This window comes from Frateuria sp. (assembly GCF_035943815.1).
Taxonomy (GTDB): domain Bacteria; phylum Pseudomonadota; class Gammaproteobacteria; order Xanthomonadales; family Rhodanobacteraceae; genus Frateuria_A.
The window spans coordinates 334,774-357,287 of sequence record NZ_DASZBU010000005.1; the positions used below are offsets into that span (position 1 = coordinate 334,774).

General features: G+C 67.2%; 21 protein-coding genes. 18 read left to right on the forward strand and 3 right to left on the reverse strand.

The window, feature by feature from the left end; genetic code table 11:
- Positions 1-134 precede the first annotated feature (134 nt).
- The 6 genes from gmk (at position 135) to VGU65_RS03165 (ending at position 4,323) form a co-directional block, all read left to right on the forward strand.
- Positions 135-755 carry a guanylate kinase gene (gene gmk / locus VGU65_RS03140; protein ID WP_327472782.1) on the forward strand — a complete coding sequence of 207 codons (621 nt, stop codon included), beginning with the start codon at positions 135-137 and terminating at the stop codon, positions 753-755.
- A 96-nt stretch (positions 756-851) separates the two neighbouring features.
- Entirely contained in the window at positions 852-1,679 is an 828-nt protein-coding gene (locus VGU65_RS03145; RefSeq protein ID WP_327472784.1) for an ABC transporter ATP-binding protein, read from the forward strand.
- Positions 1,676-2,446, forward strand: a complete 771-nt coding sequence (gene mlaE, locus VGU65_RS03150; protein WP_327472786.1) for a lipid asymmetry maintenance ABC transporter permease subunit MlaE — start codon at positions 1,676-1,678, stop codon at positions 2,444-2,446. Before VGU65_RS03145 ends, mlaE begins: the two co-directional genes overlap by 4 nt.
- A 19-nt stretch (positions 2,447-2,465) precedes the next feature.
- Positions 2,466-3,326 (forward strand): outer membrane lipid asymmetry maintenance protein MlaD, encoded by an 861-nt coding sequence (gene mlaD, locus VGU65_RS03155; RefSeq protein ID WP_327472788.1) that lies wholly within the window; start codon positions 2,466-2,468, stop codon positions 3,324-3,326.
- A 29-nt stretch (positions 3,327-3,355) separates the two neighbouring features.
- Positions 3,356-4,027 (forward strand): MlaC/ttg2D family ABC transporter substrate-binding protein, encoded by a 672-nt coding sequence (locus VGU65_RS03160; protein ID WP_327472789.1) that lies wholly within the window; start codon positions 3,356-3,358, stop codon positions 4,025-4,027.
- The gene (locus tag VGU65_RS03165; protein ID WP_327472790.1) at positions 4,024-4,323 is read left to right on the forward strand and encodes an STAS domain-containing protein; all 300 of its coding nucleotides are present in this window, start codon (positions 4,024-4,026) and stop codon (positions 4,321-4,323) included. The genes VGU65_RS03160 and VGU65_RS03165 overlap by 4 nt, the downstream gene beginning before the upstream one ends.
- A gap of 62 nt (positions 4,324-4,385) precedes the next feature.
- On the opposite strand, the gene VGU65_RS03170 is transcribed toward VGU65_RS03165, so the two are convergent.
- Complete coding sequence (locus VGU65_RS03170) at positions 4,386-5,228, reverse strand: MlaA family lipoprotein (RefSeq protein ID WP_327472792.1); 843 nt, start codon at positions 5,226-5,228, stop codon at positions 4,386-4,388.
- A 190-nt stretch (positions 5,229-5,418) separates the two neighbouring features.
- Here VGU65_RS03170 and rpoZ point away from each other — a divergent pair, with 190 nt between their 5' ends.
- From rpoZ to VGU65_RS03205, 7 genes are all read left to right on the forward strand, one after another.
- A complete protein-coding gene (gene rpoZ, locus VGU65_RS03175) occupies positions 5,419-5,709 on the forward strand; it encodes a DNA-directed RNA polymerase subunit omega (protein WP_327472794.1) in 291 nt (96 codons plus the stop codon).
- A 111-nt stretch (positions 5,710-5,820) separates the two neighbouring features.
- Positions 5,821-7,980, forward strand: coding sequence for a RelA/SpoT family protein (locus VGU65_RS03180; RefSeq protein ID WP_327472796.1), 2,160 nt, complete (start codon positions 5,821-5,823; stop codon positions 7,978-7,980).
- A 153-nt stretch (positions 7,981-8,133) separates the two neighbouring features.
- Entirely contained in the window at positions 8,134-8,517 is a 384-nt protein-coding gene (locus VGU65_RS03185) for a RidA family protein (RefSeq protein WP_327472798.1), read from the forward strand.
- Between the two features lie 102 nt (positions 8,518-8,619).
- Positions 8,620-10,737 (forward strand): ATP-dependent DNA helicase RecG, encoded by a 2,118-nt coding sequence (gene recG, locus VGU65_RS03190; RefSeq protein WP_327472800.1) that lies wholly within the window; start codon positions 8,620-8,622, stop codon positions 10,735-10,737.
- 90 nt (positions 10,738-10,827) lie between these two features.
- A complete protein-coding gene (locus VGU65_RS03195) occupies positions 10,828-11,760 on the forward strand; it encodes a nucleoside hydrolase (RefSeq protein ID WP_327472802.1) in 933 nt (310 codons plus the stop codon).
- A 142-nt stretch (positions 11,761-11,902) separates the two neighbouring features.
- Positions 11,903-12,148, forward strand: a complete 246-nt coding sequence (locus tag VGU65_RS03200) for a type B 50S ribosomal protein L31 (RefSeq protein WP_327472803.1) — start codon at positions 11,903-11,905, stop codon at positions 12,146-12,148.
- 249 nt (positions 12,149-12,397) lie between these two features.
- On the forward strand, positions 12,398-13,693 hold the full coding sequence (locus VGU65_RS03205) for a citrate synthase (protein WP_327472805.1): 1,296 nt from the start codon (positions 12,398-12,400) through the stop codon (positions 13,691-13,693).
- 72 nt (positions 13,694-13,765) lie between these two features.
- Here VGU65_RS03205 and VGU65_RS03210 read toward each other — a convergent pair whose 3' ends face one another.
- On the reverse strand, positions 13,766-14,443 hold the full coding sequence (locus tag VGU65_RS03210) for a hypothetical protein (RefSeq protein WP_327472807.1): 678 nt from the start codon (positions 14,441-14,443) through the stop codon (positions 13,766-13,768).
- Positions 14,444-14,508: 65 nt separating this feature from the next.
- Entirely contained in the window at positions 14,509-17,040 is a 2,532-nt protein-coding gene (locus VGU65_RS03215) for a penicillin-binding protein 1A (protein WP_327472809.1), read from the reverse strand.
- Between the two features lie 250 nt (positions 17,041-17,290).
- On the opposite strand from VGU65_RS03215, the gene pilM reads away from it, so the two are divergent.
- The 5 genes from pilM to VGU65_RS03240 are packed head-to-tail and all read left to right on the forward strand — an operon-like array spanning position 17,291 to position 22,488.
- Positions 17,291-18,349, forward strand: coding sequence for a pilus assembly protein PilM (gene pilM, locus VGU65_RS03220; RefSeq protein WP_327472811.1), 1,059 nt, complete (start codon positions 17,291-17,293; stop codon positions 18,347-18,349).
- A complete protein-coding gene (locus tag VGU65_RS03225; RefSeq protein ID WP_327472813.1) occupies positions 18,349-18,999 on the forward strand; it encodes a PilN domain-containing protein in 651 nt (216 codons plus the stop codon). Before pilM ends, VGU65_RS03225 begins: the two co-directional genes overlap by 1 nt.
- Positions 18,996-19,658: a type IV pilus inner membrane component PilO gene (gene pilO, locus VGU65_RS03230; protein ID WP_327472815.1), complete on the forward strand. Its 663-nt coding sequence runs from the start codon at positions 18,996-18,998 to the stop codon at positions 19,656-19,658. Before VGU65_RS03225 ends, pilO begins: the two co-directional genes overlap by 4 nt.
- On the forward strand, positions 19,655-20,197 hold the full coding sequence (locus VGU65_RS03235) for a pilus assembly protein PilP (RefSeq protein ID WP_327472817.1): 543 nt from the start codon (positions 19,655-19,657) through the stop codon (positions 20,195-20,197). The genes pilO and VGU65_RS03235 overlap by 4 nt, the downstream gene beginning before the upstream one ends.
- A 53-nt stretch (positions 20,198-20,250) precedes the next feature.
- Positions 20,251-22,488: a type IV pilus secretin PilQ gene (locus VGU65_RS03240; RefSeq protein WP_327472819.1), complete on the forward strand. Its 2,238-nt coding sequence runs from the start codon at positions 20,251-20,253 to the stop codon at positions 22,486-22,488.
- Positions 22,489-22,514: the final 26 nt, after the last annotated feature.

Below are 22,514 nucleotides of genomic sequence, written 5' to 3' on the forward strand. Positions count from 1 at the left end.
TATACTTCGGCGATGAACGACGCGCCCTTGGTTGTGCCCCATTCCACTCCCCTGAGGTGCCAGGCCAGGCGGGGGCTCGTCGCACCCGCCGGAGGCGCGCGCCGTGGGCATCTCCGCGTCCGGGGCCGGCGCGCATGAGCATGGAGCGGGGAACGCTGTTCATCGTTGCGGCTCCGTCCGGAGCGGGCAAGTCCACCCTGGTCAACGCCCTGCTCGAACGCGAGCCGTCGATCTCGCTGTCCATCTCGCACACTACGCGGCCGCCGCGAGTGGGCGAGGCGTATGGGCGCCACTACTACTTCGTCGAGCGTGAGGAGTTCGAGCGGCAGATCGCGGCCGGCGCCTTCCTCGAGCATGCCGAGGTGCACGGTAATCTCTACGGCACTTCGCTGGCGACGGTGCAGGCCTTGCTGGACCAAGGCCGCGACGTGCTGCTGGAAATCGACTGGCAGGGCGCCGCGCAGATCCGCCACGCCAAGCCCGACTGCGTGAGCGTGTTCATCCTGCCGCCCTCGCGAGCCGAGCTGGAGCGGCGCCTGCGCGGCCGCGGCTCGGACGCGCCGGAGGTGATCGAGCGCCGCCTGCACAACTCGCGCGAGGAAATCAGCCACGCGCACGAGTTCGACTACATCGTCGTCAACGACGGGTTCGGGGATGCGCTGGCCGACCTGCAGGCGATCGTGCGGGCGGTGCGCCATCGCAGTTCGCTGCAGTGGAATCGGCACGAGGCGTTGATCGCCGAGTTGCTCGCCTGATCCGCTCCAGTCCCCTAGCACCGGCTAAACGCGTGGAAGGGGACGCAAGGGCTGCAGCTTGGCCTGCCTTCACCGCTCGGCTACCTTAGTCCGCTTATGACCGCCCCCTCCGCCTCCTCCGAACCGCTGGTGCGCATCCGTGGCCTGACCACGGTGCTGAACGGCAAAACCATCTTCGACGCGCTGGACCTGGACATCCCGCGCGGCAAGGTGACGGCCATCATGGGTCCCAGCGGCACCGGCAAGACCACGCTGCTCAAGCACATCACCGGGCAGATGCGCGGCGATGCGGGCCAGGTGCTGGTGGACGGCAGGAACGTGCCTGAGCTTTCGCGCGAGAAACTGTTCGCGCTGCGCGAGAAGATCGGCTACCTATTCCAGAACTCGGCGCTGCTGACCGACTTCGACGTATTCGAGAACGTCGCTTTCCCGCTGCGCCAGCACACGCAGCTGCCCGAGGTGCTGATCCGCAACATCGTGCTGACCAAGCTGCAGGCAGTCGGCCTGCGCGGCGCCGCCGGGCTGATGCCGGCCGAGCTTTCCGGCGGCATGGCGCGGCGCGTGGCGCTGGCGCGGGCGATCGTGTTCGACCCCATGCTGATCCTCTACGACGAGCCGTTCGTGGGCCTGGACCCGATTGCGCTCAGTCAGGTGCTCAAGCTGATCCGTACGCTCAACGAGACACTGGGCATCACCAGCGTGCTGGTGGCGCACGAGCTGGAGGCGATCAAGCAGGTGGCCAACATGGTCTATCTGATCGCCAACGGCAAGGTGGTGGCGCAGGGCGACCCCAAGACCATCGCCGACGACGGCTCGCCCTGGACGCGGCAGTTCTTCGGCGGCGCGATCGACGGCCCGGTGCCGTTCCAATACCCCGCCGGCGACTACGCGCAGGCGCTGGGCCTTGCCGGAGCAGCGCGATGAGCGCCCAGCCGCAACGCAACGTGATCGTCAACGCGCTGGCGCAGATCGGCGAGGCGGGCCTGTTCCTGCTGACCTTGCTGGCGGCGGTGCCGCGAAGCATGAGGTACGCGCGCGAGACCGTGCGCCAGCTGTGGTTCGTCGGCGCGATGAGCCTGACCATCATCATGGTCTGCGGCCTGTTCGTGGGCATGGTGCTGGGGCTGCAGCTCTACTACGTGCTGTCGATCTTCGGCGGCACGGCGGCCAGCGGCACGGTGGTGGCGATCGCGATCTACCGCGAACTCGGTCCGGTGGTCACCGCGCTGCTGTTCGCCGGCCGCGCCGGCACCTCGGTCACCGCCGAGATCGGCCTGATGCGCGCCACCGACCAGTTGGCCGCGATGGAAATGATGGCGGTCGATCCGATCGCCTACGTCGCCGTGCCGCGCTACCTCGCCGGCCTGATCGCGATGCCGCTGCTGTGCGCGGTCTTCTGCGCGCTGGGCATCTTCGGCGGGCACCTGGTCGGGGTGACCTGGCTGGGCATCGACAACGGCACCTTCTGGTCGAACATGACCGCCTCTGTCGACGTCCACAAGGACGTGATCAACGGCATCCTGATCAAGAGCCTCGTCTTCGGCGCGGTGGTCTCGCTGATCGCCGTCTACCAGGGCTACACCACGCCGCCGACCAGCGAAGGCGTGGCCTACGCCACCACCCGCACCGTGGTCGCCTCGTCCATCGCGATCCTCGCGCTGGACTTCGTGCTGACCGCGTTCCTGATGTGATTTCGTTGAGGACTGAGCCGTGAGCCAGAGACAATCCTATGCCGTGGGCACCGGCCTGTTCATCGTGCTCGGCTTTGCCGCGCTGGCCTACCTGGCGACGCAGACCACCTCGGTGGCCAACACCCACCAGGGCGCGAGCTATACGGTGCAGGCGCACTTCGCCAACATCGGCCAGCTCAAGGAGCGCGCGCCGGTGAAGATCGCCGGCGTGCGCGTCGGCCAGGTGCGCTCCATCGCGCTGGATCCCAAGCGCGAGGCGGCCGATGTCACGCTCGCCATCGACGAGCGCTACAGCCACATCCCTGACGATTCGATCGCCACCATCTTCACCAGCGGCCTGCTGGGCGACCAGTACGTGGGCATCGAATACGGCAGCTCCAGGAAGGACCTGGCCGAGGGCGGCACGCTGGCGCGCACCAAACCGGCGCAGCAACTGGAGGAAATGCTCGGCAAGTTCTTCGGGGCCGGTGGCGTGGCCGACAACCTGGGCGGCAGCTACGTGCTCAAGGCCCGCTTCAGCAACGTCGGCGCGCTTTCGGTCGGCGCCCCCGTGAAGATGGCGGGCGTGCCGATCGGCAGCGTCATGGCGGTGCACGCCGATCCGACCAAGCTCGATGCCGAGGTGGAGCTGGCGATCGACAAGAAGTACGACCAGATCCCGGACGATTCGGCCGCCGCGGTGTTCACCAGCGGTTTGATCGGAACCCAGTACGTTGCGATCCAGCCCGGTGGCTCGCCGGAGTTCCTCAAGAACGGTGACGAGATGGTGTTGACCCAGTCGGCGATGCAGCTGGAGGACCTGATCGGCAAGTTCCTGGTCAACGGCTCGCCCGCCGAGAAGAAAGACACCCCCGCCGAACCTCCCGCCGGCAAGCACTGAGCTGCCGGCCACCCCCAAGGAGTTTTCCCATGTTGCGCACTCTGGCTTTCGCCGTGGCCATCGCGTTCGGCGCCGTGGCCGCCTCCCCCGTGCTGGCCCAGGATGCCGCCGCGCAGGCGCCGGCTGCCCAGTCCACCCCGGAGCAGGTGGTCAAGGAGATCGCCCACCAGCTCGACGTCACCATCGCGGGCCACCGCGAGGAGCTGAAGAACGACAAGGAAAAGTTGATCTCGGTGATCGACGACGATTTCCTGCCGCACTTCGACATCGACTACGCCTCGATCCTGGTACTGGGCCGCCACGCGCGCGAGGCCACGCCCGAGCAGCGCGAGCGCTTCGCCAAGGCGTTCTACAACTCCATCACCCACCGTTACGCCGAAGGCCTGCTCAACTACACCAAAGGTGCCGTGCAGGTGCTGCCCTTCAGTGGCGACTTGAACGACAAGCGCACGGTGGTGCGTACGCAGGTGGTGCTGGACGACGGCAAGCGGCTCTCGGTCGACTATGCCTTCCGCAAGAGCAAGAACGGCGACTGGAAGGCCTATGACGTGATCATCGAGGGCATCTCCTACGTCACCAACTACCGCAACCAGGTGGACGCGGAAATCCGCAAGGTCGGCATTGAAAAGCTGATCGGCAACCTGGAGAACCAGGGCGAGAAGGCGCTGGAGACGATGGACAAGGACAGCAAGGCGTCGTGAGCGCGGACGCTTTCCGGCTGCAACGCCCGGCCGCGGGCACCCTCGGCGTCAGCGGCGTGCTGAGCTTCGGGACTGCCGCGGCGGCGCTGGCAGCCATCAGTGCCGCGCTGGCCGCCGACCCGGTGGTCCGGCTGGACCTGTCCGCCGTCGAGCGCGCCGACAGCGCGGGCCTGGCGTGCGTGCTGGCAGTGCAGGCCGAGGCCCAGCGCCTGGGCCGACCGCTCGCCGTGGTGAATATGCCCGAAGGCATGCGCGCGCTGGCTCAGGTATGCGAGGTGGAAGCGCTGGTCGGTTGACCTTGTCCTTCGACGAAAAAAAAGGGCCCGCGGGCCCTTTTTTTTCGTTCGTGGCGGATGTCTCAGTGCTTCTCGGGCTGCGCCTGGCCGCTCTCGCCCGGATGCTTCTTCTCCCACTGGTGCTGTTCGTCGAGCAGCTGCTCCGGATCGAAGTTGTCCTCGTTCAGACCCTGCATCTGCTGGATCACGTCGGCCGGCGGGTTGCCGTCATAGATCTGGTATACGCGCTGCTGGCGGTAAGCGTCGCGCATGAATACGTACGGGTCGTAGGCGGACTTGAGGAAGCCTTCCGCATCGATGCCGCGCGAGCGCAGGGTCACCAGGTACATCATCTGCGGCAGGTACTGCTGGCCATAGTCATAGTGGTTGTTGCGCGCGTAGATCGACAGCGGATCGAAGAAGTAGCTGTCCACCGGCAGACGCCATACGTCGCGCGCGGTGGTGGGGCCGACGAAGGGCAGCACAAGGTAGTCGCCGTCCGGCACGCCCCATCGCGCCAGCGTCACGCCGAAATCGTTGTCCTCCAGCGGGATGCCCAACTGGCTGGCGGGGTCGAAGAAGCCGCCCAGGCCGAGCGTGAGGTTGACCAGGAAGCGACTGGTGCTCTGCAGCGCCTGCTTGGGGCGCGCCTGCAGGAGATCGTTCGCTACCGTGACCGGCATGCGCAGATTCGTGAAGAAATCGCTCATCGAGCGGCGCACCGGCGGGTTGGTCACCTTGCGGTAGCCCACCGCGACCGGACGGATCACCGCCTTGTCCACCGCGTCGTTGAAGGCGTAGACCTTGCGGTTGTACTTCTGCAGCGGATCGTCCGTGCGCGGCTTGGCGATGGTGCAACCGGCTAGCAGGGCCACGGCGGCCAGCGGCAGCAGGCGACTGAAGTAAATACGGGGCAGGGAGGACATCGGTCGAGGAGATCCGCAACGGGTACCGCAAAAGTGTACCGCCTGGTTTTATATTTTGCAGTCAGACGGATCGGCGCCAGCTGTCCGGCGATCGAACCGCGCATGATACGCGCATGCCACATTGCCAGCCAAGCCGTCGCTCCGTTACACTCCCGGGTCTCTAAGTCGCTTTAATGCTTGAGGATTTCGCATGGCCCGCATTACCGTGGAAGATTGCCTCGAGGTGGTCGACAACCGCTTCGAGCTGGTGCTGATGGCGACCAAGCGCGCGCGCCAGCTGGAAAAGGGTGCCGAGCCGGCGGTCAATCCCGACCACGACAAGCCCACCGTGCTCGCCCTGCGCGAGATCGCCGACCGCCGCATCGACCAAGCCACGATCGACGAGATCGACCGCGCCGAACGCGAGCGTGCGGAGCGCGAGGCTCTGGAATGGGCGGCCGCCGAGGTCGACGACGACCTTTCCAAGGGCGGCGACGACTGATGCGCGCCGGCGGCTGCCGATGGCGCAGTCGCACTGCCGGCACGGCCGGCATCCTTGCCCTGTCCGGGCCTGAGCTGCACGGAAGCACCATCTGAACGGGGGCGTGAATCCATGACGGCGACCACGCCCTCCGCCTCCGTGGACCCGTCCGTGCTGCCCCCCTATGTGCTGGCGCTCAAGGAGCGCGTGGCCTACCTCCCCGAAGCCCAGGTGGCACGCGTACTGCGCGCCTATGAAGTGGGCGCGCACGCGCACCGTGGCCAGGCGCGCAAGAGCGGCGAGCCGTATATCACCCATCCGGTCGCCGTCGCCGGCATCCTGGCCGAGCTGGGCCTGGATGCCGAAACCATCATCGCGGCCATCCTGCACGACACGCTGGAAGACACCGAGCTCGGCCGCGCCGACATCACGGCCGAGTTCGGCGAAGTCGTCGCCGACCTGGTCGACGGTGTCACCAAGCTGGACAAGATGCGCTTCTCCAACCGCCAGGAAGCGGATGCGGAAAGCTTCCGCAAAATGCTGCTGGCGATGGCGCGCGACATCCGCGTGATCCTGATCAAGCTGGCCGACCGGCTGCACAACATGCGCACGCTCGGTGCCAAGGACCCGTCGGCGCGCCGCCGCATCGCCCGCGAGACGCTGGAGATCTATGCGCCCATCGCCCAGCGTCTGGGCATGAACAAGTTCAAGGCGGAGCTGCAGGACCTGGGCTTCCGTGCGCTCTATCCGGACCGTTATCGCGTCATCAGCGAGCGCATCCGCGCCGCGCTCGGCAACCGCCGCGAGGTGATGAGCAAGATCGAGCACGCCCTCGCCGCCCGGCTGGCCGCCGAGCACCTGCCGGCCCGCGTGGTGGGACGCATCAAGTCGGCCTGGAGCATCTATTCGAAGATGCACAACGAGCACAAGAGCTTTGCCCAGCTGATGGACGTGTACGGCTTCCGCGTGGTGGTGGACACCGCGATGAGCTGCTACATGGCCCTGGGCGCCGTGCATTCGTTGTACAAGCCGGTCGACCGCCGCTTCAAGGATTTCATCGCCATCCCCAAGGCCAACGGCTACCAGTCGCTGCACACCGTGCTGCTCGGGCCGTTCGGCGCGCCAATCGAGGTGCAGGTCCGCACCGCCGAAATGGACTCGGTGGCCGAACGCGGCGTCGCCGCGCACTGGGCCTACAAGACCGATTCGGGCCCGGCCAACAGCGCGCAGGCGAGGGCGCGCGAGTGGCTCTCGGCGCTGGCCGACAGCCAGGCGCACACGCCCTCGTCGTCCGAGTTCATCGAGAACGTCAAGATCGACCTCTTCCCCGACGAGGTCTACCTGTTCACCCCGCGCGGCGACATCCTCGCGCTGCCGCGCAATGCCACGGCGCTGGACTTCGCCTATGCCGTGCATACGGACGTGGGCGACCACGCGGTGGCCGCGCGGGTGGACAAGAAGCTGCTGCCCCTGCGCACGCGGCTGGAGTCGGGGCAGTTGGTGGAGATCATCACCGCGCCATCGGCGGTGCCCAACCCGGCCTGGCTGGAATTCGTGGTCACCGGCAAGGCGCGCACGGCGATCCGCCAGTACCTGAAGCACCTGCAGCACGAGGATGCGGTGGACTTCGGTCATCGCATGCTCGATCGCGCACTGGACGCCCTGGGCACCAACATCGACGCCATTCCGGCCAAGGTGCTCGAGCGCTTCCTTGAGGAAGCCAAGCTGCGCCGGCTGGAAGAGTTGCTGGCCGACATCGCGCTGGGCAACCGCATGCCCGACCAGGTAGCGCATCACCTGGTCGCCTTGCGCGGCGGTGAGCGCGCCACGGTGGCGCCGCACGCCGCCGAGAAGATCCGCATCACCGGCGCCGAGCGCGGCGTGCTCAGCTTCGGCAACTGCTGCCATCCGCTGCCCGGCGACGAGATCATCGGCTACCTCTCTTCGGGCAAGGGCATCGTGGTGCATCGCGTGGAATGCCCCAATGTGTCCGAGTTCCGCAAGTCGCCCGAGCGCTGCGTGGCGATCGAATGGGACCGCGACGTGCAGGGCGACTACCGCGCGGAACTGCGCATCGAGGTCATCAACCGCCCCGGCGTGCTGGCGACCGTCGCTGCGGCGATTGCGGCAGCCGATTCCAATATCGAGAACGTCGAATATGTCGAGCGCGATGCCGCGGCCGCCACGCTGCTGTTCGCGATGGAAGTGAAGAACCGCAAGCACCTGGCCGACGTGATCCGTCGTGTGCGGCGAACCGGCGTGGTAAGCGGCGCCTATCGCTATCCGCTCTGAGCGATGGCCGTGTCGCCGCTCGTCATCGACCTGCAGGTGGGCGTGCTCGAGGCATGAAGATCGCTCTGGCCACGCAGGACGCGATCGCGCTCTGACCGAGCACCGGCGTCGCCGGTTTACACTGGTGGGCCTTTCTTGCCACGAGGTTCCGCCATGACCCGCAGCATCATCCACTCCGAACAGGCGCCCGCCGCGATAGGCCCCTACTCGCAGGCTGTCCGCCACGGCAACACGGTGTACTTCTCCGGCCAGACGCCGCTGGATCCGGCCACCGGAACCCTGGTCGAAGGCGACATCAGCACGCAGACCCGGCGGGTGTTCGACAACCTGGCGGCAGTGGCCAAGGCGGCGGGCGGCTCGTTCTCCCAGTTCGTTCGCGTAGGCATCTACGTGACCGACCTGGCCAACTTCGCCGCGGTGAACGCGGTGATGGCCGAATACTTCCAGCAGCCCTATCCGGCGCGTTCGACCATCGAAGTTTCCGCCTTGCCCAAAAACGCACAGGTGGAGATCGACGCGATCATGGTGCTCGACTAGGCGCGTGTATCCGCCCGCGTCGGGGGCCGACCACCCGGCGCGGCGGGAGCCGACAATGCCGTGCTGCATCCATACGACGCGCTGGGCTAGGCTAGACAGCCCATGCCCGCACGCAACGCCCGCGCCATCGATCCGCCTGCCGCCGCCGACCCCGGATCGCTGTCGGTCGGCGTGCTGCCTGGCGTCGGTCCGGCACTGGCCCAAGCGCTCTCGCGCCTCGGGCTGGAACGGGTGCAGGACCTCTGGTTCCATCTGCCGCTGCGCTACGAGGACCGTACCCGCGTCACTTCCATCGCCGATCTCAGGCCCGGCGAGCGTGCGCAGGTGCTGGGTACCGTGGAGGCGATCGAGCGCGGCTTCCGCTATCGGCCGCAGCTGAAGATCGCCATCGGCGACGACTCGCGCCAGACCCTGCTGCTGCGCTTCTTCCACTTCCACCGCGCGCAGGCGGAGCAGTTGAAGCCGGGCCTCAGGCTGCTTTGCTACGGCGAGGTCCGGCACGGCGCGCAGGGCCTTGAGATGGTGCACCCGCAATACCAGCGCGTGGGCGACGAAGGCCCGGTGGCGATGGACGAGCGCCTGAGTCCGATCTATCCGACTGCCGATGGGCTGGGGCAGAAACGGCTGGCCGGCGTGATCGACAAGGCGCTCGCGCTGTTGCCGCCGGATGCGTCGCTGGAGCTGATTCCGCCCGAGCTGTGCGCCGCGCACGGCCTGGGTTCGCTGCGCGGGGCACTGCTGTATGCCCACCGCCCGCCGCCGGATGCGCCGCTGGCGGAGCTCGCTGGCGGCCGGCATCCGGCGCAACAGCGCCTGGCCTTCGAGGAACTGCTCACCCAGCACCTGAGCCTCAAACGCATGCGCGCGGCGGTGCGCCGCCGTCGCGCGCCGACACTCGATGGCGACGGTCAGCTGCGCACGGTCTTCGTCGGGCGTCTGCCGTTCGAGCTCACCGGTGCGCAGCGACGCGTGGCGGGCGAGGTGCTGGGCGACCTGGCGCAGGCCAGGCCGATGCTGCGCCTTGTGCAGGGTGATGTCGGTAGCGGCAAGACGGCGGTTGCCGCGCTGGCGGCGCTGGCGGCCGTGGAGGCGGGCTGGCAGGTGGCGCTGATGGCGCCCACCGAGCTGCTGGCCGAGCAGCACCTGCGCAGTTTCCGCCATTGGCTGGAGCCCCTTGGCGTGGCGGTCGAGTGGCTGGCCGGCAAGCAGCAGGGCAAGGCGCGCGCCGGTGCGAAGGCTCGTGTCGCCGAAGGCGCGCCGGTGGTGATCGGGACGCATGCCCTGATGCAGGAGGGCGTGGCCTTCGCGCGCCTGGGCCTGGTCATCGTCGACGAGCAGCATCGCTTCGGCGTGCAGCAACGTCTGGCCCTGCGCGACAAGGGCCTCGAGGGCGAGCTGGTGCCACACCAATTGGTGCTCACCGCCACGCCGATCCCGCGCACGCTGGCGATGAGCGCCTACGCCGACCTCGACGTCTCCTCCATCGACGAGCTGCCGCCGGGTCGTACCCCGGTGCAGACCGTCGCGGTGACCAATGCGCGCCGCGCCGAAGTGATCGCCCGCATCCAGGCCGCCTGCGCCCAGGGGCGGCAAGCCTACTGGGTCTGCACCCTGATCGAAGAGTCCGAGCAACTGCGTGCGCAGGCCGCCGAAGTGGCGCATGCCGAGCTTTCCGCCGCGCTCGCGGACTACCGTGTGGGTCTGATCCATGGCCGCATGAAGCCGAAAGAAAAGCAGACCGTGATGGACGCCTTCAAGGCCGGCGAGCTGGCGGTGCTGGTCGCCACCACCGTGATCGAGGTGGGTGTCGACGTGCCCAACGCCAGCCTGATGGTGATCGAGAACACCGAGCGGCTGGGCCTGGCCCAGCTGCACCAGTTGCGCGGGCGGGTCGGCCGCGGCGCGGTCGCCTCCAATTGCGTACTGCTCTACCAGCCGCCGCTGGGCCAGCTCGCGCGCGAGCGGCTGAATGTCATGCGCGAGACCTGCGACGGCTTCCGCATCGCCGAGAAGGACCTTCAGTTGCGCGGCCCCGGTGAAGTGCTCGGCACCCGCCAGACCGGCCAGCTTGCCTTCCGCATCGCCGACCTTTCTCGCGACGCGCATCTGTTGCCGGCCGTGCAACAGGTCGGCGAAGCCATGCTGAGTCAGCAGCCGCGCGCGGCCGAGCGGCTGATCGAGCGCTGGATCGGCGGCGCCGCGCGTTACGCGCATGCCTGATCGGGCGCAGGCCAGGGCGGTTTCCGCCTCGGCTATCCATCCCGCGTACCTGCGCCGTAAGCTTGCAGTTTTTTCGCAGGCGAGGCAGGCATGACCCGACCGCAACTCCTGATCGACACCGACCCCGGTGTGGACGACGCGCTGGCCATCCTGATGGCGCACGCGCACGCCGATGTGGCGGGCCTGTCCGTCGCCGCCGGCAACGTGGGCCTGGAGCACACGGTACGCAACGCGCGCGTGCTGGTCGACCTGCTCGGGGCGCGCATCCCGGTGTTTCCCGGTTGCGCCACGCCGCTGGTACGCCTGCCGGAGGAGGATGCGGCCTTCGTGCACGGCCGCGATGGTTTCGGTGACGTCGGCTTTGCCGTGCCTGCGGGCGAGGTGGCGGATGAAGCCGCGGCGCTCGCGCTGCTGCGTCTGACCCGCGAGCGGCCGGGCGAGGTCACGCTGGTGGCGCTGGCTCCACTGACCAACCTGGCGCTCGCGTTGCGGCTGGATCCGACCCTTCCAGCGCGAGTGAAGCGGCTGGTGGTGATGGGCGGCGCGGTGACCGGGCAGGGCAACACCGGCAGGATCCCGGCCGAATTCAACATCGGCTTCGACCCCGAGGCTGCGCACGTGGTGTTCGAGGCTTTCGAGGACTTCGACCTGGTCGACTGGGAGCTGACGCTACGCCACGCGTTCGATGAAAACGGCTTCGACGCCTGGCTGGCGGCGGGCGATGCGCGCGCGAGGTTCTACGGCAGCATCTGCCGGGTGGCGCGCAAGACCAACCGCGAGCGCGGCCGTCGCGGGATCATCGCAGCCGACGCGCTGGCGATGGCGGTGGCCATCGACCCGTCGGTGGTAGTGCGCAGCGAGCGGCGCGCGGTCGCGGTGGAGCTGGACGGGCGCCTGACTCGCGGCGCCACCGTAGTTGACTGGGCCGGACGGCTGGGCCGGCCGGCCAACGCGAACGTGGTGCTGGAGCTGGACCAGGAGCGGTTCGCCGGGATGGTGCGCCGAGCGCTTGGCGCCGCCTGAGTCCGGGAGCTTTCCCCCCCCCCCTTTTCCGCGCGGTGCCGGGGGAGCGCCATGCGCGCGGCCCGATCCGGCAGGCAGGTTGACCCCGCCGTCACCCGGCCGCTACAATGCCGCTCTTTTCACCCGCCGCTTTGAGTCCGTCATGAAGCCCGATATCCATCCGAACTACCGCCCAGTGGTGTTCCAGGACCTCTCGTCCGATTTCGCGTTCCTGACGCGCTCGACGATCGCCGCCAAGGAAACCGTCAAGTGGGAAGACGGCAACGAGTACCCGCTGGTCAAGGTGGATATCTCCAGCCATTCCCATCCGTTCTACACCGGCAAGCAGAAGAACATCGACGCCGGCGGCCGCGTGGACAAGTTCCGCCGCCGCTACGGCCAGAAGTAAGCCGGACGATCAGGCCCGCCGCCGCGGCAGTGGCGGGCGCTGCACATAGACACGGGGCGGGCCAGCGGCTCGCCCCGTGTCCTTTTGCGTGCCCGCGTCCACGTCCATCCGCCGACGGATGTTGGGCGGACGATGTGCGATAATGCGCCGGTTGCATCGGCTGCCTTCCCCCGGCGCCATGCCATTCCCTCGCCGGCTGGCCCCTCTGTGCGGATGCCCGTCGGTGCGTCTTTCGTGAAGGAGGTTCCTGTGTCCGATTCCAAGGTCGTCAAGCTGGTCGATGAATCGAGCAACCGCAGCAGCACGCTGCCCTTGCTCAGCGGGACCCTGGGTCCCTCCTGCATCGACCTGGGCACGCTGTACAAGGACACCGGCCACTTCACCTACGACCCGGGCTTCGGTTCGACCGCCAGCACCAAGAGTGCGATCACCTACATCGACGGTGACCAGGGCGTGCTGCTTTACCGCGGCTATCCGATCGAGCAACTGGCCGAGAAGTCGACCTTCCTGGAAGTGGCCTACCTGCTGCTCAACGGCGAGCTGCCCAAGCAGCAGGAGTTCGCCACCTTCGAGCACCAGATCACGCATCACACGATGATGCATGAGTCGCTGAAGAACTTCTTCCAGGGCTTCCACCATGATGCGCACCCGATGGCGATGCTGGCCGCCTCGGTCGCCTCGCTGTCGGCGTTCTACCATGACGACCTCAACGTCGAGGACCCGGCCGACCGCAAGCTTGCCGCGATCCGCCTGATTGCCAAGATGCCGACCATCGCCGCGGCCTGCTACCGCTATTCGATCGGCTGGCCCTTGCGCTATCCGCGCAACAACCTCGAGTACGTCGAGCGCTTTCTGCACATGATGTTCGAGGTGCCGAGCGAGCCGCTCGCGCTCAATCCGGTCGCGGCCAAGGCGCTGGACCTCTTGTTCATCCTGCACGCCGACCACGAGCAGAACGCTTCGACCTCGACCGTGCGCCTGGTCGGCTCCACCGGCGCCAACCCTTATGCCTCGATCGCCGCAGGCATCACCGCACTGTGGGGGCCGGCCCACGGCGGCGCCAACGAAGCGGTGCTCAAGCAGTTGGAGGAAATCGGCTCGCCCGACCGCGTCGAGACCGCGGTCAAGCGCGCGAAGGACAAGAACGACAGCTTCCGTCTGATGGGCTTCGGCCACCGCGTCTACAAGAACTTCGACCCGCGCGCCAAGATCATCCGCGAGATGTGCCACAAGGTATTGGCGGAGCTTGGCGTCAACGACCCGTTGCTCGATGTGGCGATGAAGCTGGAAGAGGCTGCGTTGAAGGACGAGTACTTCGTCGAGCGCAAGCTCTACCCGAACGTCGACTTCTACTCGGGCATCATCTACAAGGCGCTGGGCATCCCGACCGAGATGTTCACCGTGATGTTCGCGATCGCCCGCACCGCCGGCTGGATCTCGCACTGGATCGAGCAGCACGAGACCCCGGGCTCGCGCATCGGCCGTCCGCGCCAGATCTATACCGGCGCCGATGTGCGCGACTACGTGCCCTCCGCCAAGCGCTGAGTTCACCTGTTCCGCGATGAAAACGCCCCGGCATGCCGGGGCGTTTTCTCGTCCGGCGCGGCGAATGCCTGCCTAGCGGCGCACGGCGGCGAGCATCCGTTCGAGCTCGTCGCCCGCCCCGTTCCCTTCCAGCAGAAGGTCTTCCACTGCCGCCACTGAGGCGCGCCGCATCGGTTTCTCCTCGATGCGGTCCAGTGGCGCCTGGCGCAACGCGTCGCGGGGCATGACCGTCAGGTCGAAGGGCAGGTTGTCGGCGGCGAACAGCAGCACCGGGTAGTCGGCCTGTTCTTCGCGGCTCAGGCGCAGGCGCCGGGTCTGCAGCTCGGCGGGTACGCCATGTTCGCGCAGGAACAGCGTGACGGCATCCGGGTCATCGCTGAAGACGTGCAGGCAGACGGCCGAATGCTCGTCCGCCGTACCCTCCAACACCGGCCCGACCAGACGTGGATCGAACGGCGCCAGGAAGCGCATCGCCTCCAGCGCAGCCTCGCGGCGGGCCTTCAGCTGCTGCGGCTGGCTGTCGGCGTCGAACAGGCGCTGGCGCTCGCGCAACGCCTGTTCGATCTCCTGGTTGCGCGGCAGCGCCTGCGCGTCGTGGATGCCCAGCCGCTCGGCGGCCTTGAGCTTGGCGTGGTGGAAGTCGCGGATGCCGTGCTCGCTCATCAGCCGGGCGGCCTCCTGGGCCACCCGCAGCCGGTTGCGCTGCTGGCGATCGTGCGCATGGATGCGATGGTGCTCGCCGCGTGCCATGGTCGTCGCTCCTTGGAAGGCTGGACCGACACCCAAGCCGATCCGGCGTGAGGGCTGCGTCCCCGTCAGAAAATGTCGTAGGGGTGCTGTTCGTCCTGGTTCTGTTGCTGCTGCGCGGCCTGGGCGCGCAGGCGGTCGACGTCCTCCACCTTGAAGATCTCGTTCATCGCGTTCGGGTTGTCCGGGGTGGTCGGCAAGCCGGTCTGCCGGTCGATCTGCACGGTGGCGATACCCGGCGGCATCGGCAACGCGTTGGAGGGCAGGCCCTTGAGCACGCTGCCCATGTAGTCCATCCAGATCGGCAGCGCCGCCTGTGCACCGAACTCGCCCACGCCGCGGGAGCGGCCCAGCGAGCTGAAATCGTCGAAGCCGACCCAAACCGAGGTCGACAGATCGCCGTTGAAGCCGACGAACCAGGCGTCGCGGTGGTCGTTGGTCGAGCCAGTCTTGCCGGCCAGATCGTCGCGGCCGAGCGCCTTGGCGGCAAAGCCGGTGCCGCGCAGGATGACGTCCTTCATCAGCGAGGTGATGAGGTAGTCGTTGCGCACGTCGATCACCTGCGGGGCAAGCAGCGGCGGATGCGCACCTTCGCCGTGCACGTCGGCCGGCAGCACCGCGTCACCCACGCCGGCGGCCGTGCTGCTGCCAGCGGGCGTCTGTGCCACCGCGTTGGCCGTACGCGAGCTCATGTCGGCCGGCGGCGGCCCGGGCGGACGCGTATCGAGCAGGCGCTCCTGACAGGTGCGGCAGGCACGGGTGGGGCTCGCCAGGTAGACCGGTTTGCCGCTGCGGTCGTCGATTTCTTTGATGAAGTACGGCGTGACCAGGTAACCGCCGTTGGCGAACACGGCGTAACCGCGCGCCATGCCCATCGGCGAGACCGACGCTGTGCCCAGCGCCATCGACAGGTTATTGGGCAGCGCGTCCAGCGGGAAGCCGAAGCGGGTGACGTATTCGCGGGCATAGCGCACGCCGATGGCGTCGAGCAGGCGCACCGACACCAGGTTCTTCGATTGCACCAGCGCCTCGCGCAGGCGCATCGGGCCGTCGAACTTGCCGTCGTCGTTCTCCGGCGTCCACAGGCCGTTGGGCCGCGAGGGATCGGGCAGGGCCAGCGGCGCGTCGTTGATGATCGAGGCGGGGGTAAAGCCACGGTCGAATGCAGCCGAATACAGGTAGGGCTTGAAGCTGGAGCCGGGCTGGCGCGCCGCCATCACTGCGCGGTTGAACTTGCTGCGCAGGAAGTTGAAGCCGCCGACCAGCGCCTGGATCGAGCCGTCCTCAGGATCGACCGAGACCAGCGCGCCCTGCACCTTGGGCAATTGGGCCAGTTCCCAGTCGCCTTTCTCGTTGCGCGCGACGCGCACGATGTCGCCGCGCTTGAGTACGGCATCCACGCTCTTGGGCGCAGGCCCGATGTGGCTCTCGTCGCGGTAGGCGTGCGCCCAGGCGACGGCGGCCAGGTCCAGCGTGACCGTCTGCCGACTGGCCAGGTAGAGCGTCGCCTCGGTCGCGCTGGCGGCGGTGACGATAGCCGGCTGCATGCCGGAGATGTCGGTCTCGCCGGCGAGCTGACGGTCCAGTTCCTCGCCGCTGGCGCTCGCGGGCAGATCGCGGTGCGCTTCCGGGCCGCGCCAGCCGTGGCGGCGGTCATAGGCGACCAGGCCGTTGCGCAGCGCTTCCACCGCCGCCAGCTGGCGGCCGCTCTGCAGGGTGGTGCGCACCACGTAGCCTTCGGTCAGGGCGTCGTTGCCCAGGCGGTCGAGCGCCTGCAGGCGCACCATCTCGGCAAGGTAGGGCGCATCGACCTCGATCGGTTGCTCGTGTGCATAGGCGTCGTTGGGTTCGTCGATCGCCTGCTCGTACTCGGCCTTGCTGATGTAGCGGTGCTCGAGCATCTGCCCGAGTACCCAGTTGCGCCGAGCGAGCATCCGCTTGGGGCTGTTGATCGGATTGACCACCGAGGGCAGCTGGAAGGTCGAGGCGATGGTGGCGCACTGGGCTATGGTCAGCTGGTCCAGCGTCTTGCCGTAGTAGTACTCCGCCGCCGCGGCCACACCATAGGAGCGGTGGCCCAGGAACATCTTGTTGAGGTAGAGCTCGAGGATCTGGTCCTTGGTCAGCTCGTTCTCCATGCGCAGCGCGATGAAGATCTCGGTCAGCTTGCGCGAGTAGAGCTTCTCGGGGCTCAGGAAGAAGTTGCGCGCCACCTGCTGGGTGATGGTCGAGCCGCCCGGCCCCTTGTCCCCGCCGGAGATGATCACGTGCCAGCCGGCCCGCGCAATGCCGTGCCAGTCCACGCCCGGATGGCTGTAGAACTCCGCATCCTCGGCAGAGAGCACCGCGTGCTTGAGCTTGTCCGGCACGTTCGCGATGGCCACCGGGATGCGGCGGGTTTCGCCGAAGGTGGCGATCAGCTTGCCGTCGGCGCTCAGCACGCGCAGCGGCACCTGCATGTGATAGTCCTTGAGCACCGCAACCGAGGGCAGGCGGGGGGCGATCAGCCAATAGGCGACGCCGACGGCGGCGAGGGCCAGGAGCAGGCCACAGAAGGCCAGGACCAGCGCCCAGCGCAGCAAACGCTTAAAAATTCGCATGGTTTGGAAGAGCGAGACTCAAGTCAAAACAAGATTGAGTATAGATGCTGCAGTATCGACCGCCCGGCGATCCTTAGGCTGGGTCGCGAAATCCGCCGCCCGCTTCCGGCGTCAATCAAATGTGCAGGCCATCACGCCATTTTGTTGAGAAAGTTCGCGTAGGCCGTTGCGATTGCGTTAATTTTTGGCTTTAATGCCTGCGCGCATCCGCCGGTTTCCGGCCCGGGCGCCAGGGGCAAGGGGGAAAAAAGTGGGTCTCTTTACACCCAAGAAGCCGCCGCTGATCGGCGTCGACATCAGTTCGACCGCGGTCAAGCTGCTGCAGCTGAGCCAGGCCGGTGGCCGCTACCGCGTGGAACACTACGCGGTCGAGCCGCTGCCCCCCAACGCCGTGGTCGAGAAGAACATCGTCGAGGTCGAGGCGGTGGGCGAGGCGATCCGGCGTGCGCTCGCCCGTTCGGGCTCCAAGCTCAAGCACGCGTCCGCTGCCGTCGCCGGATCGGCGGTGATCACCCGCATCGTGCCCATGTCGGCCGACTTGTCCGAGGAGGACCTGGAAGGGCAGATCCAGGTCGAGGCCAACCAGTACATCCCCTATCCGATCGACGAGGTCAGTCTCGACTTCGAGGTGCTGGGCCCGGTCCGGGACAACCCGGACATGAACAACGTGCTGCTGGCCGCCTCGCGCACCGAGAACGTGGACATGCGCGTGGCCGCGCTGGACCTGGGCGGCCTGTCCGCGCGGGTGATCGACGTGGAGGCGTTCGCGATGGAGAACGCCTTCACCATGCTGGTCGACCAGCTTAACGTCGGCCGCGATGCGCTGGTCGCCGTGGTCGACATCGGCGCCACCATGACCACGCTGTCGGTGCTGCGCCACCAGCGCACCATCTATTCGCGCGAGCAGGTGTTCGGCGGCAAGCAGCTGACCGACGAGATCATGCGCCGCTACGGGCTCTCCTACGAGGAGGCCGGTCGCGCCAAGCGCAAGGGTGGCCTGCCCGAATCGTACGAGGCCGAGGCGCTGGAGCCGTTCAAGGAGGCGCTGATCCAGCAGATCAGCCGCCTGCTGCAGTTCTTCTTCGCCGGCAGCGAGTACAGCAAGGTCGACCAGGTGGTGCTGGCCGGCGGCTGCGCCTCGATCGAAGGACTCTGTCCGATGCTGGAGGAGCAGCTCGGCGTGCCGTGCATGGTGGCCAACCCGCTGGCGCGCATGTCGCTGGCGCCCAAGGTGCAAGCGCAGTCGCTGGCGCAGGACGCTCCCGCGCTGATGATCGCCGTCGGCCTGGCGCTCAGGAGTTTCGACTGATGGCACACATCAACCTCCTTCCCTGGCGCGCGGAACGGCGCAAGCAGCGCGAACGGGAATTCTTCATGCAGCTGGGCGCCGCCTTCGTGGCGGCGCTGTTGGTGCTGTTCCTGTGGTCGTTCTGGATGAGCCTGCGCATCGACAACCAGAACGAGCGCAACGCTTACCTGCAGGGCGAGATCAAGCAACTGGACGAGCGCATCGCCAAGATCAAAGACCTCGAGAAGGTCCGTCAGCGCCTGCTCGCCCGCAAGCAGATCATCGAGCAGTTGCAGGCCAACCGCTCGCAGATGGTCCACCTGTTCGACGAGCTGGTGAAGACCATTCCCTCGAGCGTGCGTCTGACCAGCATGAACCAGAACGGTGGCTCCATGGTGCTCCATGGCGTGGCCCAGTCCAACGCCAGCGTGGCCGAGTACATGCGCAGCCTCGACGCTTCGCCCTGGATGGGCGGCGCCGATCTGGAGAAAACCCAGATCACCTACCGCACCGGGCGCATGCCCTACACCTTCGGGCTCAACGTGAAGCTGAGTGAACCCAGCACCGACCAGGCTGGCAAGACGCCAGTGCTGTTGCAGGGCAATCCGGCACCCGCGGCGCCGGCATCCACTGCCGCACGCGCGGCCGTCAGCGGGGGAACGCGCAAATGAAGTTCTTCGACGAACTGCGCAACCTCGACCGCAACAACATCGGTGGCTGGTCCAAGTCGATCAAGATCTTCTTCACCGCGCTGGTGTTCCTGGCGGTGGTGGGTCTGGGCTGGTACCTGCACGTCAGCGACCAGCAGGATTCGCTCCAGCAACTGGCTTCGAAAGAGGAGTCGCTCAAGCAGGAGTTCTCCCAGAAGCAGGCCAAGTCGGTCAACCTTGAGGCACTGCAGCAGCAACTGGACGAGATGCAGGACATGCTGCGCCAGCTGTTGCGCCAACTTCCGAGCAAGACCGAGATGCCCGAACTGCTGGTGGACATCTCGCAGACGGCGCTGTCCTCGGGGCTGGAGATCCAGAGCTTCGACCCGGGCGGCGAGCAGCCCAAGGAGTTCTACGCGGAGAAGCCGATCAGCCTGAAGATGGTCGGCACCTACCACCAGTTCGGTAATTTCATCAGCGGCGTCGCTTCGCTGCCGCGGGTGGTGATCCTAACCATGCATGACGTCTCGCTGACGACACAGTCGCCGATCGGCGCCAACGGCGAGCCGCCGCCGGGCGGGTTGCTGGTGCTGCAGGGCACGGTCAAGACCTACCGCTATCTGGAAGACGAGGAAAGCGCCGAGAGCAAGACCGAAGCCAAGGCGAGGGGGCGCAAATGAGCAGGTTCGCTGTCACCAGGCCCGCCCGTGTGGCGCGGCTGCTGTTGATGCTCGCCGCCCTGCTCGTGCTGGCCGGCTGCACCCGCGGCATGTCGGACCTGCGCGATTGGGTGGCCCAGGAAAAGAGCAAGAAGGGCGCGCCGATTCCTCCGCTGCCGGTCATCAAGACGTTCGAGACCTTCCAGTATTCCGACGACGGCAAGCGCGACCCGTTCAGCGCGAGCGCGGCCGAGCTGCAGCCCAACGCGTCCGCCAGCGGCCCGCGCCCGGACGAGGGCCGGCCCAAGCAGCCGCTGGAAATGTTCGCGCTGGACAGCCTCAGGATGGTCGGCACGGTCGGCCTCGGTGCGGGCATGGAAGCGCTGGTGAAGGATCCCGGTGGCGTGATCCATCGCGTCCACCGCAATGAATACATGGGGCAGAACTACGGCCGGGTCACCGCCATCGCGGAAGACCACGTCGACCTGGTCGAACTGGTTTCCAATGGCAATGGCGGCTGGATGGAACGTTCGGCCAGCATCGGGCTCGGCGAGAAATGAACACAGGGGCTGACGCAATGAGCAACCACATCCAACCTGTCCGGGGCCGAGCCATGCGCCATGCACGCCGATGCCTGATGACGTGCCTGCTGATCGCCGCCGCCGCATGGGCTGGCGACGCCCTCGCAGCCGCCAACACGCTAAAGGGGATCAGCTACGACACGCTGCCGGGCGGCGCCGTCGAACTGCACCTGAATTTCGCCGGCGGTCCGCCGCAGCCGCGTATCTTCACCACTGGCAACCCGCCGCGCATCGCGGTGGATTTTGCCGACACAGACAACAGCGCACCGCGCCATGTCGACATCGGCAAGGGCTCGACCTCGGGCGTTTCGGCGGTTTCCGTCGGCGGCCGCACCCGCGTGGTGGTCGAGCTGATGCGTGAGGCCTCCTACCGCACGCGTGTGGATGGCAACGACCTGGTGCTGACGGTCAATAACGGTAGCGACGCGCAGACCACCACCACCGCCTCGACCATTGATCCGACCAAGGCGCTGCCTTCGGCCATGGGCGGCCCCACGGTCTCCGGCATCGATTTCCGCCGCGGTCCCAAGGGTGAAGGCCGCGTGCTGGTCAACTTCAGCGGCGCCGGCGCCAATGCCGACATGCGCCGCGAAGGCGACAAGCTGGTCGTCAAGCTCAGCCACGTCACCCTGCCGGCAGCTCAGGCGCAGCGCCTGGACGTGCTGGACTTCGCCACGCCGGTGCAGACGATCAATACCCGCGCAGGCATGGGCGGTGGGGCCACCATGGAGATCAACTTCAAGGGCAACGTGGAGACCTCGTCCTACCAGACCGCCGACCAGTTCGTGGTCGAGGTCGCGCCCAAGAAGGCCGCGGCCGCAGGCGACGGGGCCCTGACCAAGGGCGAGCCGCCGGTCTACAGCGGCAACCGCGTCACCTTCAACTTCCAGGACATCCCGGTTCGCTCGGTGCTGCAGCTGCTGGCCGAGTACTCGGGGCAGAACCTGGTCGCCTCCGACAGCGTCCAGGGCAACATCACCCTGCGCCTTTCCAACGTGCCATGGGACCAGGTGCTGGACGTGATCCTGCGCGCCAAGGGCTTGGACAAGCGCCGTGACGGCAACGTCATCTGGATCGCGCCGCAGCAGGAATTGGCCGCCTACGAGCAGAACCTGGCCGAGGCCCGCCTGAAGGCCGAGGACACCGCGCAGCTGGTCACCGACTACATCCCGATCAGCTACGGCAAGGCTTCCGAGATCGCCCAACTGCTCACCAGCGGCAGCAAGAGCGGGAGTGGCGGTGGCGGTGCCGGCGGTGGTACCCGCGGCTTCCTGTCGCCGCGCGGCAGTGTGTCCTTCGACGAGCGCACCAACACCCTGCTGCTCAACGAGACGCCCGACAAGATCCGCGAGCTGCGCCAGTTGATCAGCGTGCTCGACCGGCCTGTCCAGCAGGTGCTGATCGAGTCGCGCATCGTGGTGGCGACCGATGATTTCACCCGCGAACTGGGCGTGAAATGGGGCGTGCAGGCGACCCACACCACTTCGGGCGGGCATGTCATCAGCACCAGCCCCACCGGGACGGATTCGGCCGGGCTGGGCATCAACACCAACAACGTGCAGAACAAGTACGCGCAGGACCTGCGTGACTGGGTCGCCGGCGGTCAGCAGGGCCCGCAGCCGCGGCCGGGCGCCATCACCTACCAGACCGGCAATGGCGGCTTCAACGTCAACCTGCCGGTCAGCGGTCCCAGCGGCAGCTTCGGCCTCGCCATCCTGGGCGCCAACTACCTGGTCGACCTGGAACTCTCCGCGGCCCAGACCGAGGGTCGTGGCGAGGTGATCTCCAGCCCGCGCGTGATCACGGCCAACCAGCAGGAGGCGGTGATCCGCCAGGGCCAGCAGATCGGCTACGTGACCTATCAGAACAGCGCCACCGGCGCCGCCGGCAGCGGCACCGCCACGGTGCAGTTCAAGGACGCCGTGCTGGAGCTGCGCGTGACGCCCACGATCACCGCGGACAGCCGTGTGTACCTGAAGATCAACGTCAAGAAGGATGCTCTGGCCAAGTTCATCGACGCGCCGGGCAGCGGCCAGGTGCCGCAGATCGATACCCGCGAGATCAACACCTCGGTGCTCGTGGACAATGGCCAGACCGTCGTGCTCGGCGGCATCTACGAGATAACCAAGGCCAATACCACCACCAAGGTGCCAGGCCTGGGCGACATCCCGGGACTCGGGGTACTGTTCCGCTCGACCTCGCGCAGCAACAGCAAGGCGGAGCTGCTGATCTTCGTCACGCCACGCATCCTGAGCGAGACGCTGCAGTAAGCCGATCGCGATGCGGTACAGGAAGG

Coding starts and splice junctions, on each gene's coding strand:
- rpoZ (WP_327472794.1), top strand. CDS start 5,419: ATGGCCCGCATTACCGTGGAAGATTGCCTCGAGGTGGTCGACAACCGC.
- gmk (WP_327472782.1), top strand. CDS start 135: ATGAGCATGGAGCGGGGAACGCTGTTCATCGTTGCGGCTCCGTCCGGA.
- VGU65_RS03145 (WP_327472784.1), top strand. CDS start 852: ATGACCGCCCCCTCCGCCTCCTCCGAACCGCTGGTGCGCATCCGTGGC.
- recG (WP_327472800.1), top strand. CDS start 8,620: ATGCCCGCACGCAACGCCCGCGCCATCGATCCGCCTGCCGCCGCCGAC.
- VGU65_RS03235 (WP_327472817.1), top strand. CDS start 19,655: ATGAGCAGGTTCGCTGTCACCAGGCCCGCCCGTGTGGCGCGGCTGCTG.
- VGU65_RS03180 (WP_327472796.1), top strand. CDS start 5,821: ATGACGGCGACCACGCCCTCCGCCTCCGTGGACCCGTCCGTGCTGCCC.
- VGU65_RS03160 (WP_327472789.1), top strand. CDS start 3,356: ATGTTGCGCACTCTGGCTTTCGCCGTGGCCATCGCGTTCGGCGCCGTG.
- VGU65_RS03215 (WP_327472809.1), bottom strand. CDS start 17,040: ATGCGAATTTTTAAGCGTTTGCTGCGCTGGGCGCTGGTCCTGGCCTTC.
- VGU65_RS03240 (WP_327472819.1), top strand. CDS start 20,251: ATGCGCCATGCACGCCGATGCCTGATGACGTGCCTGCTGATCGCCGCC.
- VGU65_RS03225 (WP_327472813.1), top strand. CDS start 18,349: ATGGCACACATCAACCTCCTTCCCTGGCGCGCGGAACGGCGCAAGCAG.
- VGU65_RS03170 (WP_327472792.1), bottom strand. CDS start 5,228: ATGTCCTCCCTGCCCCGTATTTACTTCAGTCGCCTGCTGCCGCTGGCC.
- mlaE (WP_327472786.1), top strand. CDS start 1,676: ATGAGCGCCCAGCCGCAACGCAACGTGATCGTCAACGCGCTGGCGCAG.
- VGU65_RS03210 (WP_327472807.1), bottom strand. CDS start 14,443: ATGGCACGCGGCGAGCACCATCGCATCCATGCGCACGATCGCCAGCAG.
- VGU65_RS03200 (WP_327472803.1), top strand. CDS start 11,903: ATGAAGCCCGATATCCATCCGAACTACCGCCCAGTGGTGTTCCAGGAC.
- VGU65_RS03195 (WP_327472802.1), top strand. CDS start 10,828: ATGACCCGACCGCAACTCCTGATCGACACCGACCCCGGTGTGGACGAC.
- VGU65_RS03185 (WP_327472798.1), top strand. CDS start 8,134: ATGACCCGCAGCATCATCCACTCCGAACAGGCGCCCGCCGCGATAGGC.
- pilO (WP_327472815.1), top strand. CDS start 18,996: ATGAAGTTCTTCGACGAACTGCGCAACCTCGACCGCAACAACATCGGT.